The organism is Paraglaciecola sp. G1-13 (assembly GCF_055809255.1).
The window spans coordinates 2,547,954-2,559,740 of the sequence record NZ_CM147903.1; the positions used below are offsets into that span (position 1 = coordinate 2,547,954).

An 11,787-nucleotide genomic window follows, 5' to 3' on the forward strand; every position below is an offset into this window, starting at 1 on the left:
TCTATCATCGACAATTTACTCAGATGTATAAAATATGCTTGAGTCTATTTCGTTGCAGCAAGGGCGTAAACTTGTATTGCACGCCCAAGGCCTGCCAAGTAAAAGCCGCTCTGGCGATCCGCTAACCCATTCTTTACATGCCCTAGAAGCCTTGGGGTATGTACAAATTGATACCATTAGCGCTGTTGTGCGCGCCCACCACCATACGTTATGGAATCGAAATCCCCGTTATCATTGTGATCATCTAACACAACTGATTGCCAACAAGCAGGCATTTGAGTATTGGTCCCACGCGGCTGCGTACCTTCCTATGAAAGATTACCGCTATAGCTTACTGCGCAAAAATGCGCTGGCAAACGGTACGCTTGATCATTGGTATCCCAGAAATCCTAAATTAATAGCTCAAGTGCTCAGGCGCATTCACGCTGAAGGGCCTTTGATGGCTAAAGATTTCGAGAGTCCAAGTACGGCGTTCAAATCAAAGCCAAAAGACTGGGCGAGCAAACCTGCCAAACAAGCGTTAGAGTACTTGTTTATGCAAGGGGATTTGATGATAAAAGAGCGGGTTAATTTTCATAAAGTATATGAGTTAACCGAACGGGTTTTACCCAGCGATGTGGATGTACATCCCCCCAGCGAACAAGACTATTGGCGTTTTTTGATAACCCGATTTTTACGTGCAAACGGGCTAGGACAAGCGAGCGAAATAGCCTATTTGCGCAAGCATACCAAGACGGGAATAAAACACACTATCAATATCATGTTAGAAGCGGGCGAACTCATTGAGCTTGATGTAGCAGGTTTCCGCTACTATGCGTTACACAGCCAGCTAGACGCCCTTAATACCCCTATAAAACGCAGTCAGCTGCACATTTTGTCGCCGTTTGATAATTTGCTTATTCAACGTAAGCGTATGCAAACCCTGTTTACATTCGACTACTTATTAGAATGCTATGTACCTGCCCACAAGAGGCAGTTTGGTTATTTTTCTCTGCCTATTTTATGGGACACCAGACTCGTTGCCAGAATGGATTGTAAAGTCGATCGAAAGGGCAAGGTCTTGCACATTCATCATTTAGTGCTTGAAGCGAGTTTACGTAAGCTCGATGCGTTTCATCAGGCGCTGAATAAAAGCTTGAGAGCATTTATGGCATTTAATCACTGCCAAACCTATCTCTTGCATAAGACTACCCATTTATCCTAACCTTGCATTGGCCGCCCAGTAGATAACGAGCACAAAATGAAAACTAACTTTAGAAAAAACATTCGATTTGTGGTGCTAAAAGAATTGGCGCGAGCATCAGGCGCACGGCGTAAAGGCAACTATTTACAGGAATTCGCCCACCTAGAACATGCTCATGTGCTGGGTCAGAATTCAACGTATTGGCATACTAAAGTTCATTGTTTGATGTTTGCTTGGGCAAAACGCCAAGCAGATAAAAAAGAATGTATTGGGCAGTTATTGCGCATCGCAGGTGCCGTGAGTAAAACGGCAGTGGGCGCCCTACCCCAAGGCAACACAGGGGGGAGTAATATCAGCCCTTTTAAATCACTTCCATTACAGGAACGTCACGCAAGAGCAATCGCGCGTGCCCAGGCGCCTCGTTAACGACACGCTAGTTCACTGATAATGACACTATTGCTTGCGATGAGATTTCTCTAACTGGTTATGCTCAATAAATTTAAAAATATCACGCCAACTTAAGATCCCGATGGGCTTGTTATTTATATTGACGATAGGTAGGCAAGAAATTGAGTATCGATTGAAGGCTTTAATCGCCTCCAGCAAGCCACTTTTTGGAGATAAACAAACAGGGTCGCGAGTCATGATCTGATGAGCAGGCTTTTTCAAATAAGCTAAGTCTTTACTTGTCTCTGATGCCGTACCGACAGCAGGGCTGATGGCTTTAAGTAAATCGCGATCTGAAATAATGCCAACTAACTGGCCCTTGTCTACTACCAACAAATGATGAAATCGATGATGTTCAAAAAGTACCCTTACGTGAGCTAACGTGTCGTCCATATTGATACTCACCACTTCTACTGACATCAACTTGTCTACTTGCATGCTCCGGGTTCCTTATTTATGAGTATTGGCATTCTTTGTAACGGGTGATAGTCATCATAAGCCTCACACTGTCGGTGTAAGCCACTGCTTGAGCGGAAAGTTTTCATTATTTGCCAAGATGATCATCGCTATTTAGGATACGCCAATTAAAATGGGCTTGACAATATTTGCGCTGTCGTCCCCTAATTTGCTAAACATGTAAAACAAGATAGGGCTAGAGCCGTTCTGGTTTTATTGAAGTACTGCGAAGAATTATTTAATGCGACAGCAAACGAATTAGTCAAAGACGTCGACCTACCATGACTTGCTTAGCGCTTGTGAGTAAGATGTCGCACTTGTGCCGAACGAAAATGCCTATTTACTTAAACCCCAGTTGAGAGTCCTTGATGTTACGACTACCCTACGCTTTGCCCCACTCCCTTGGGCCAATCATAATTTGTGTCATCGCGACCATGCTTTTTATTGCTGAGCCTTCCAGTAGCACCTGGTTAGCATTCGACCGTGAGTCCATAAACCAAGGTCAATGGTGGCGGGCCCTAACGGGTAACTTTTTACACACCAATTTTAATCACCTCCTGCTCAACCTGGCGGCCGTGGTTTTGCTTTGGTCACTCCACGGTCAGTATTATCACACCGCTCATTACTTGCTAATGTTGGGGTTGTTTTCGTTCGGCGTCAGTGCGGGGATTTATTATTTTGAACCAGAAATGCAATGGTATGTCGGGCTATCAGGCATTTTACACGGTGTTTTTGTGTGGGGCGCCTATCAGGATATCAAGTACGGCGTCACTAGCGGCTGGATCTTAATGGTCGGAGTATGGGCAAAAATAGCAAACGAACAAATCGCAGGTCCAAGTGGGAGCATCGCCGAGCTTATTGATGCAAACGTAGCCATTGATGCACATTTATTTGGGGCTTTTTGTGGGCTCCTAGTCATTATTTGTTCACTTATCAAACAGCAAAAAAACGGCTAAGCTTGTGGTTTCATTCGCAGTGCCATTAAAGTATTGCACTAGGAAATAGCATAAGGAAGGTACATGAGCCAAGCGATAAACCTAACGGGACATTGCCTATGCAAGGCAATAAAAATAGCAGTGAGTGATGTCAAACCTCATATGGAAGCCTGTCACTGTTCGTCATGTCGTGCTTGGGGCGGCGGCCCGCTGTTGGGCATTGATTGCGGCACACACGTCACGCTAACCTCTGAGGATGACGTTAGCGTGTTTGACTCATCCGAATGGGCACAGCGCGGGTTTTGCCGCCACTGCGGTAGCCACCTTTTTTACCGCTTAAAAGAAAACCAACAATACATCATGCCAGTGGGCTTATTCGACATACCAGAGGGAGTCAAAGTTGAGTTTCATTGCCAAATTTTCAGTGATGAAAAGCCCAACTATTACGACTTTGCGAATCAAACTAAAATGATGACGGGTGAAGAAGTGTTTGCCGCGTTTGCACCGAAAGAGTAGCTGTTTTATGGCCTAAAAAATACCGCTAAGCTGTGATGTGAGTCGAGCTTGGTGCTTATTTTTCGATAAAAAAGCCCGCTGAACATACGTTCAACGGGCTTTCTCACAACTGAATTTATAAGCGGGTTACTTGTCAGCGCGGCTGACAAATTTATGCTCGCTGGTGCTAATCTTAATGCGCTCACCACTTGAGATATACTCAGGCACTTGCACCGTTAAGCCTGTGCTTAGCGTAGCAGGCTTAGTCCGAGCACTGGCTGAGGCACCTTTAATGGAAGGGTCAGTCTCGGTGATCACCAACTCTACATTGGGTGGAAGCTCTATGCCCACAGCAGAGCCGTTCACTATCATCACTTGCAACCCTGTAGTGTCTTCGGCAATGAATAATAACTCTTCTTCAATGGTTTCTTTATTGATGTTATAAGGCGTGTAATCTTCCGAATTCATGAACACGTACTCATCGCCATCAATATAAGAGAAAGTCACCGGTTGGCGCACAAAATCAGCGGTTTTGATCATTTCATCGGCTTTAAAGCTCTCGTCTGCTTTTGCGCCAGTGGTTACTTCGTACAAACGCATACGGTAAAGGCTCGCGCCGGCGCGACCGCTTGGGGTTAATTTATTGATATCTTTAACCACATAGACTTTGTCGTTATGTTCAATGGCGGCGTTCTTTTTTACTTCACTGGCTTTTGGCATGTTTTTTCTCTGACGTTTAGTTCTGCTAATGGGCTCTGATAATCGGTTTTACTGTTCGACACAGGCAAACCATCAAATAAATTTGGCATCGAAATTACCAGAAAGCCCGTGTAAGGCAAGCAGATTCTCAGTCTGCCTAAAAGCAAAAAGCCCAGACAGTCGTGCTGGGCTTTGAGATAACCACTCTAGGTAAAGGCGCAAGCTACAGTGTTACAACGTCGTTTCAAACAACTTGTAGATGCGGCGATATTCGTCAAGCCATGAGCTAGGTTGCACGAAACCATGTGATTCCACGGGATAAATCGCTGTTTCAAAATCTTGTTTTTCAAGTTCGATTAAACGTTGTACCAGACGCACCGTGTCTTGAAAAAACACATTTGAGTCCACCATAGGCGCATTGATCAGCAATGGCTTTTCTAAGCCTTCTGCGAAGTACAGCGGTGAGCTGCGCTCATAGGCAATAGGGTCCACGTTTGGCATGTTCAATATGTTTGAGGTGTAACCATGATTGTAATGAGCCCAGTCAGTGACAGGACGAAGGGCGGCACCAGATTGAAACAAGTCTGGCTGAGTAAAGAGCGCCATAAAAGTCATAAACCCACCGTAAGAGCCACCATATGTGCCGATGCGTTCACGATCCACATTAGCGTTTTCTACTAACCAATTAATGCCATCACGTAGATCATCAATCTCTGGTTTACCCATATGGCGATAAATCGCTGTACGCCAGTCTCGCCCATAGCCTGCGGAGGCGCGATAGTCCATGTCCATTACCACATAGCCTTGTTGGGCCAACATGTTATGGAACATAAATTCACGGAAATAACCTGACCAACCTAAGTGCGAATTCTGCAAGTATCCTGCCCCATGGTTAAAAATCACTGCTCGGCGTTTTTCGCCCTCGTTATTCGCATTCTCTGCCGGTTGATACACCCGTGAAAAGATTGGCTGAGTGGTATGGCTGGATTTGACCGGCACAATATCCGGTGCCGCAAACCCCATGGCCAAAAACGCTTGGCTTATGGTGTGCGTCAAACGCGTTACTGGTGCGCCAGGTGCGGCATTTTGAACGTACAGTTCAGGCGGCATTGTCAGCGTTGAATGGGTCAGTAAAAGTTTGCTTTCATCAGGGCTGAGTTGGTAATCAGTCATGCCATTTAAGTCAGTCAAGGCTTCGATTTTCCCGCTACCTATGTCAACACGGTAGATTTCATAAATGCCTGGGTGCTTCTGATTGGCTTTGTAATAAAGATATTCGTCGTTTTTTGTGAGGGTCAGGTCATTGACTTCGAAACGCCCTGACGTCAATGCTGTTGCGTTTGCGTTTAATGGCTTGACATACAAATGCGCATAGCCTGACTTTTCAGACAGATAATACAATTGTTCAGTATGGTGCAGCCACCCGAAGCTATTAAAGCGATAGTTAATCCATGCCTCATCGTGTAAACGCTCTTGATTAACTAAGCTATGCTTCTTCAAATCGACAGTAGCAAGCCACCGGTCTTTGTTGTCCCACGCTTCAACCATAATGGCGACCTGTTCGCCACTTTCATGCCATTGAATAGCGCCTTGGGTCCACGACCAATCACTCATTAGCACAATATCACGTGGCAAGCGGTTGCTTTGATAGCGTTTGCCTGCAGCGTTCGCATTCTCCTTTTTAACCTCAGCTAGCACGTCTTCGTTGTAGCCAGGCAAGTTTTGGTAGCTCAGGGCATGTTTTTTGTGATTTGTTAAGTCTAGTAACCACAGTTGATGATTAACGGGTTTAGCATCTGCAACACGTTGGCGCACTTCTTTACGCTCAATGCGCCCGTCTTCACCGATGTAAGCAGGCATCAAGTCATTGTCGCTACGTGTTTTTTGCGTAGCCGTCGTCGCTAACAATGCCCATTTCCCATTGGGGGACACGCTAGCCGACACGAGTTCATCCCCGTCGCTGAAATAAAAAGCCTCTGGTGCCAAGGTGCTGTTGTGCTTTGCAAGTGCGGCTTGCTGCGCAAACTTAGCTTGTCGGTCGCTGCGCTTTTTAGCCACATAATCGATTAACGCAATTTGCTGCTCGGCGATGTAATCAGCTGGTTTTTCGTTGGCGATTGGGGCTTCACTGAACTGCCAAGTGGCTAGCTTTTGCGAGAACCCATTGCTGGGGTCTAAGCTGATCAAGTTGTTGCCTCGCTGGTAAGCAAGGCGCCCATCGTTCAAGAATTGGATCTGCCGTGGGCCATCTCCGTCTTGGGTTAATTGGCGGACTTGATGTTGCTCGCTGCCGCTGAGGGATTTAATAAAAATATTGCCCTCAAATACCCAAGCAGAATAGGTGCCTTGTGGATTAGTAACACGATCGCCATCGCTAACCTTGTGCAATTGTGCTAATTCAACTTTTTTCGCGTCATCGGGACTCGTGCCTTGCGACAAAGTGCTGCCCTGAACCCGCCACAAGTGCGTCACTGGTGAGCCTTGCTCTTTACGGGTATAAAAAACCGATTGGCTGTCATCCCCCCAATAGCTGCTTAATGGTTGCCTGCCTATCCAATCTGGGTCAGCCATAATCTGTTCAAGGCTAAGTGTATTGTCACCCGTAATACTGTGTTTACTCGCAATCGTACTTGGCGACGGCTCGGTCAACGCTCTGCTAGCGATGGGGGCTTGAGCATCATTTTTATTGCTGATTGGCTGCGTATCTGTCGTGTAGGTGGCACTGCAAGCGAACACGCTGGTAGAAATTAATACCACCAGCAGTGTTTTAGAAAATTTATACATTATTGTTTTTCCTGCGAATTTTTTTAATTTTTTTGAATAACAATTTACTTTAAACGCAAAATCAATCAAATTAAACTGCTATACAGACACACTTACAAAATAGTCAGCGCTATAATAGACATGATAATAAGTAAACCAAACGTACTAGATATGCTGACTATGTAGAAAACACTCGAGGTCTCCATGAAGAAGTTACTTGCTATTACCTGCCTAATGTTCTTTTGTAACATGGCTTACAGTGCACAATGCCCTGATTTATTAAAGTTTGTTAAGCGTAAACTCAACTCCCAAGACACGGTCAATCTGTGTGAAACCTATGCAGGCAAAACGGTACTCTTCGTTAACACCGCGAGTTACTGTGGTTTTACCCCGCAATTTAAGGGCTTAGAGGCGCTATACAGTAAATACAAAGATCAAGGTTTGGTGGTTTTGGGCTTTCCGTCACATGATTTCAATCAAGAAGACAAAGATGAAAGCAAAACAGCTGAGCTTTGCGAGCTCACATACGGTGTCGAATTTCCTATGTTCGAAGCCATGCCTGTGCGCGGGCGTGATGCTGACCAACTCTATCGTATGCTGGCGAAGAAGTCCGGCACGACCGTTAAGTGGAACTTCTATAAATACTTGATGGATAAAAACGGTAATTTGGTCAACGCCTACGCCTCATCAACCAAGCCGACAGATCCAGCATTTATTGAAACCATTGAAAACACCTTAAGACGATAAACACCCTTTACTACATGTTAAAAAGCCCGATTTACTCGGGCTTTTTTAGCTATTGAACGTTTAAACGGTTGCAGGTAGCAGCGTTGTCAGACTTTCTCGGGCTTGTTGCCATGATGTTTGCGCATACTCTTCTCCCATATTCAGTCCTTCAAGATAAACAAAGTTCACATCTGTTATCCCCATAAGACCAAAGACAAGTTTTAAGTAAGGCGTCTGCGTATCGTTATCAGTGCCTTGATAAATACCGCCCCGCGCAGCGAAGATATACACTGTTTTGCCTTGTAGATGCCCTTTAGGGCCTTCTGAGGTGTAACTAAACGTGCGCCCTGCTCTTGCGACTCGGTCAATCCACGCTTTAAACGTAGACGGAATGCTAAAGTTGTACATGGGCATGCCCACCACTATGACGTCGCTGCGCTCTAACTGTGCCAATAAGTCGTTTGAATAGGCGGCAAGAGCGGCTTGATCATTGGTCATATTGTCGCTGAGCATGCTCCACGTTTGCATCTCTTGAGCGCTTAAATGCGGCAGATTCAAGGTGTTTAAATCAACCTTTTCCACCTTGATACTTTCAGTTTGCTGTAGTTGTGTCACAAACTCACTCGTCAATTGACTTGAGTTGCCGTTCTCGCCTTGTAAGCTGGCATTTAGCACTAATACGTTTTTCATTTAAAACTCCCATTGCTGACTAATTTGAATGCAGTATATGGTTATTTAAGCGAATGAAAATTGCATTATTTAGCGAATTTAGTTCTATTTATTAGAACTTACTAACCTGAGCGGCGATAAAACTGCACGCCTTGATCTTCAATCAGCAAGCGCATTTTTTGGTAAATATCAGGCCTAAAGACCTTAGCGACCAGGTCAAGCGGTATTGTCACATGTGGCGGTATTTGCCCAGCACTGACCATATGCTTGATTAACCACTCTCCGCGCACCAACTCAGGCTGGTTAATGCAACCATTATTGCTCACAGAAAATTGATTGTAAGAAGGAATGCTGCGCGGCGGCAGCGACTTGTGCGTTAAACAACTACCGAGCAATGACGGTGCTATTACATCAAGTTCAGCATTTAAGTATTCTTGTCGGCAAAGTAATCTAGCGGCTTCAAAACGATTGGGCACAGATTCGAGCCAAGCACAGGCTTGCTTAAGGGCTGCACATAACGCTAATACCGTATTAGGATGTTTTTTGTTGAAACTATCTAGCAAGCCCAATACCTTCTCAGGTGAGTCTTGCCAGATATCGAACGACGTTAGCGCCGTCATGCCGATGCCTGCGCGAACCGCTTTAGCGTTCCATGGGCCGCCGACACAAAAGCCATCAATATCACCGTTTTTCAAACATTCAACCATGCTGACAGGTGGTACAACTAACATTTCAACGTCGTCTAAACTTACTTTTGCCGCTTTAAGCCAATCTCTTAGCTGGTAATAATGACAGCTATATGGAAAAACCGTAGCGAATTTCAGTTTAGATAACCCCTGACGCTTACGTTTCTCGACCACGTGTTGTAATAAGTAGCCTGCCATCGGTAGCGTGACATTGGTTAGATCATTTTCTTTGAGTATTTCTTGCAACAAGCTTTCTGAAAGGGTGATGGCATTGCCATTTAAACTGAGTACTAAAGGCGTGATCACATTTGCTGGCGGCGCCCCAAGCCCTAATGCGCTGGCAATTGGCATAGGCGCCAGCATTTGTGCCGCGTCTAACACACCTGCATGGAGCTTGTCTCTGAGAGTGGCCCATGAGTTTTGTTTTTGCAACGTTACGCTAAGGCCCCATTGTTCAAAAAAGCCTAGCTCTTTGGCGACAACAAGGGGCGCGGAATCGGTGAGCGGGATAAACCCAAGCGTAATATTTGGTTGTTCTGGTTTAATCATTTTCATTACCTTTTTCAAATGAGCGCAGCATGGAAACGATTGTCTTGGCTACATCTTCGAGCTTCTGGCCTGTGTCCATAGCGGTCTTGCGCATACTATGAAATGCCTGCTCTTCACTCATTTTATTTGTCTTCATCAATAAACGTTTTGCTAAATCGATGCTTTTGCGCGATTCAAGTTGATGCTTGGTATCGTTCAATTCATCTTTAAGTTTGTGAAAGGCTTTAAACCGAGCCACTGCGGCATCTAAAATCGGTTTAACACGTTCGGGATCTATGTCTCCAACCACGTAGGCACTCACGCCAGACTGCACCGATAGATTAATCGTTTCTGTGTCTTGCTGTGATGAAAACATCACCACAGGTTTAGGGTTATAGTGGGAAATTGTGTGTAAGCTTTCTAACATATCGCGATTCGGAGACTCGATATCAATCACTATGATGTCAGGCTGAATTTCGTCTACCTGCTTCAAAAGCCCAGCCTGAGAACAGGCCAAATGGCTCACCTTGTAACGGGAGTTTCCAAGCGCCGTCACGATGGACTCAGCGCGCTGAACATTCTCATCTATCAACAAGATGTTCAGCTGCTCGTGATGCGATATTCGCGTTTGGCTTTTTGCTGTAGATATCAACGGAGATTCCTGAATGAGTTACATGCTGACCTAAGTCAATAACTGTGTGCAAAGCTTGCGCCAAGATAAAAAATCAATACTATCAATTAGTTAGATGATGTATTTTGATCTGAAATGGGATTGCACGTACGAAAATGGGCAGGCGCACCATCAAAGTGCAATGGCTTGCACAAAAAATGAACGAGCAATAAATTTCTCGAAGTCTTTCCTGTCACTACTGAAGTAATGTAGGTTGCACTAGGGCTAAGTGCCTCGACGTACAAGGCACTTTCAAATGTATGGCAAAAGGTGCTGCCCAGAGCATTTCTGAGCCTATCGCTAATGGGATCATGCAGAGTAAATTGCGCATGTAAATGCATAGGATGATGGTGGATGTGAGGGCATCGAATCAGCTCTTATCCCTCACTTGTTCATTTCGAGCGGCACATAAGCTCAGTGCGCTTTATGTGCCCCTGCAGTTTGATAACTAGCAGTGTCATTTTTAACAGGCAGGGTAAACGACCACTTTTTGTTACGCCCTTGCCAGCATTGCTCCGCGCGATGTTTGGCATCTTCAAGACTGAGATTCTCAGTGAGTATCAACATTAAGCTCAAGCTACCCAAAATAGCTTGAGTGCCATATACATTGTCATTGCTGCCTTGCCACACCTCTACTAACTGTTTCACGTCTAGTGTTTTCGGCTTAGTCACCCACTGAGACAAAAATGCCGGAACCTCTACGGTGGTTTCTCTCCCTGCTTGACAAAGATGTAAGGTTACCTCGCGCTCAGGGTTGTACTCCACTTCCCCTCCTTCACCGCGAAAACACATAACACTTGTTAGATCAGTCGGATTTTGCTCATACACTAGCTTGGCACAGTGACTATGCTTGATGTCTACGCCTCGGTGAAAAACGCCTTGAAGGCTACAAGGGGCTTGACTGGCATTTAACATACGAGCAAGTGTGTTAGCACATGAACGCAGCCCAAACTGGCCGCGTAATTGGATCATGTCATCAAGCTTGGGATTTATATCGGCTAAGTCCATATAACTAAAACCCAATGCTTCAAGTTGCTCACCCGCATGAGCAGCATTTCTGGCCGGCTCAATCCCTAGCTGGGGTAATACATCTTTCAAATATAACCGATTTGAATCTGGCTCATGGGTACCGTGTAAAAACACTTTTTTACCTTGCTGACCTAGGGCAATAACCGCTAGCAAAAACCAAGGTAAGTGCCGGCGCTTCCCCGCATAGCAACCTAAATCAATATCAATCGGCAGGGCCGCTATCTGTCGGTCATTTACTTCACGAAAGGCTTGAATGAAACCGGCCAATTCTTCTGCAGTTTCTTCACGTACCCGCAGTAGCATCAAAAAAGCGCCTTTTTGCTCAGGCGTGATCTCATCATTGATCAGCATTTTCATGGCTTGGTACGCTTGCGCCTGACTTAGGGTGCCACCAGCGCGTTGGCCGCGGCCAATAATACGAATAAACTCTTTAAATTCTGTGGGATGTTGCGTGCTGCTGTTTGTTCTCATGGATGTAAAAATGCCTACAGGCTCGTTATG

General features: G+C 45.3%; 12 protein-coding genes. 5 read left to right on the top strand and 7 right to left on the bottom strand.

Annotated elements, in window-relative coordinates; genetic code table 11:
* Positions 1–34 precede the first annotated feature (34 nt).
* Positions 35–1,204, top strand: coding sequence for a winged helix-turn-helix domain-containing protein (locus AC0L6N_RS10725; RefSeq protein ID WP_473481160.1), 1,170 nt, complete (start codon positions 35–37; stop codon positions 1,202–1,204).
* A gap of 36 nt (positions 1,205–1,240) precedes the next feature.
* Entirely contained in the window at positions 1,241–1,609 is a 369-nt protein-coding gene (locus tag AC0L6N_RS10730) for a DUF3703 domain-containing protein (protein ID WP_473481162.1), read from the top strand.
* Between the two features lie 27 nt (positions 1,610–1,636).
* On the opposite strand, the gene AC0L6N_RS10735 is transcribed toward AC0L6N_RS10730, so the two are convergent.
* On the bottom strand, positions 1,637–2,068 hold the full coding sequence (locus tag AC0L6N_RS10735; RefSeq protein WP_011575303.1) for a CBS domain-containing protein: 432 nt from the start codon (positions 2,066–2,068) through the stop codon (positions 1,637–1,639).
* A gap of 386 nt (positions 2,069–2,454) precedes the next feature.
* Between AC0L6N_RS10735 and rrtA the strand changes: the two genes are divergently transcribed.
* Entirely contained in the window at positions 2,455–3,042 is a 588-nt protein-coding gene (rrtA, locus tag AC0L6N_RS10740) for a rhombosortase (RefSeq protein ID WP_011575304.1), read from the top strand.
* Positions 3,043–3,105: 63 nt separating this feature from the next.
* A complete protein-coding gene (locus tag AC0L6N_RS10745; RefSeq protein ID WP_011575305.1) occupies positions 3,106–3,537 on the top strand; it encodes a GFA family protein in 432 nt (143 codons plus the stop codon).
* Positions 3,538–3,663: 126 nt separating this feature from the next.
* Here the strand turns inward: AC0L6N_RS10745 and efpL are convergent, their stop codons facing one another.
* Together efpL and AC0L6N_RS10755 are read right to left on the bottom strand one after the other, a co-directional pair.
* Complete coding sequence (efpL, locus tag AC0L6N_RS10750; protein WP_011575306.1) at positions 3,664–4,236, bottom strand: elongation factor P-like protein EfpL; 573 nt, start codon at positions 4,234–4,236, stop codon at positions 3,664–3,666.
* A gap of 210 nt (positions 4,237–4,446) precedes the next feature.
* Positions 4,447–6,999 (bottom strand): S9 family peptidase, encoded by a 2,553-nt coding sequence (locus AC0L6N_RS10755; protein ID WP_473481165.1) that lies wholly within the window; start codon positions 6,997–6,999, stop codon positions 4,447–4,449.
* A gap of 183 nt (positions 7,000–7,182) precedes the next feature.
* Between AC0L6N_RS10755 and AC0L6N_RS10760 the strand changes: the two genes are divergently transcribed.
* Positions 7,183–7,725: a glutathione peroxidase gene (locus tag AC0L6N_RS10760; RefSeq protein WP_473481167.1), complete on the top strand. Its 543-nt coding sequence runs from the start codon at positions 7,183–7,185 to the stop codon at positions 7,723–7,725.
* A gap of 60 nt (positions 7,726–7,785) precedes the next feature.
* On the opposite strand, the gene AC0L6N_RS10765 is transcribed toward AC0L6N_RS10760, so the two are convergent.
* The 4 genes from AC0L6N_RS10765 to AC0L6N_RS10780 all read right to left on the bottom strand — a co-directional run bounded on the left by AC0L6N_RS10765 (position 7,786) and on the right by AC0L6N_RS10780 (position 11,757).
* Entirely contained in the window at positions 7,786–8,394 is a 609-nt protein-coding gene (locus AC0L6N_RS10765) for an FMN-dependent NADH-azoreductase (RefSeq protein ID WP_473481168.1), read from the bottom strand.
* 101 nt (positions 8,395–8,495) lie between these two features.
* Entirely contained in the window at positions 8,496–9,608 is a 1,113-nt protein-coding gene (locus AC0L6N_RS10770) for a CmpA/NrtA family ABC transporter substrate-binding protein (protein WP_011575310.1), read from the bottom strand.
* Positions 9,601–10,239 (bottom strand): ANTAR domain-containing response regulator, encoded by a 639-nt coding sequence (locus AC0L6N_RS10775; RefSeq protein WP_011575311.1) that lies wholly within the window; start codon positions 10,237–10,239, stop codon positions 9,601–9,603. The genes AC0L6N_RS10770 and AC0L6N_RS10775 overlap by 8 nt, the downstream gene beginning before the upstream one ends.
* Before the next feature lie 432 nt (positions 10,240–10,671).
* Entirely contained in the window at positions 10,672–11,757 is a 1,086-nt protein-coding gene (locus AC0L6N_RS10780) for a glycosyl transferase family protein (RefSeq protein ID WP_473481171.1), read from the bottom strand.
* Positions 11,758–11,787 lie beyond the last annotated feature (30 nt).

Coding starts and splice junctions, on each gene's coding strand:
- AC0L6N_RS10735 (WP_011575303.1), bottom strand. CDS start 2,068: ATGCAAGTAGACAAGTTGATGTCAGTAGAAGTGGTGAGTATCAATATG.
- AC0L6N_RS10770 (WP_011575310.1), bottom strand. CDS start 9,608: ATGATTAAACCAGAACAACCAAATATTACGCTTGGGTTTATCCCGCTC.
- AC0L6N_RS10730 (WP_473481162.1), top strand. CDS start 1,241: ATGAAAACTAACTTTAGAAAAAACATTCGATTTGTGGTGCTAAAAGAA.
- AC0L6N_RS10725 (WP_473481160.1), top strand. CDS start 35: ATGCTTGAGTCTATTTCGTTGCAGCAAGGGCGTAAACTTGTATTGCAC.
- efpL (WP_011575306.1), bottom strand. CDS start 4,236: ATGCCAAAAGCCAGTGAAGTAAAAAAGAACGCCGCCATTGAACATAAC.
- AC0L6N_RS10765 (WP_473481168.1), bottom strand. CDS start 8,394: ATGAAAAACGTATTAGTGCTAAATGCCAGCTTACAAGGCGAGAACGGC.
- AC0L6N_RS10755 (WP_473481165.1), bottom strand. CDS start 6,999: ATGTATAAATTTTCTAAAACACTGCTGGTGGTATTAATTTCTACCAGC.
- AC0L6N_RS10760 (WP_473481167.1), top strand. CDS start 7,183: ATGAAGAAGTTACTTGCTATTACCTGCCTAATGTTCTTTTGTAACATG.
- rrtA (WP_011575304.1), top strand. CDS start 2,455: ATGTTACGACTACCCTACGCTTTGCCCCACTCCCTTGGGCCAATCATA.
- AC0L6N_RS10780 (WP_473481171.1), bottom strand. CDS start 11,757: ATGAGAACAAACAGCAGCACGCAACATCCCACAGAATTTAAAGAGTTT.
- AC0L6N_RS10745 (WP_011575305.1), top strand. CDS start 3,106: ATGAGCCAAGCGATAAACCTAACGGGACATTGCCTATGCAAGGCAATA.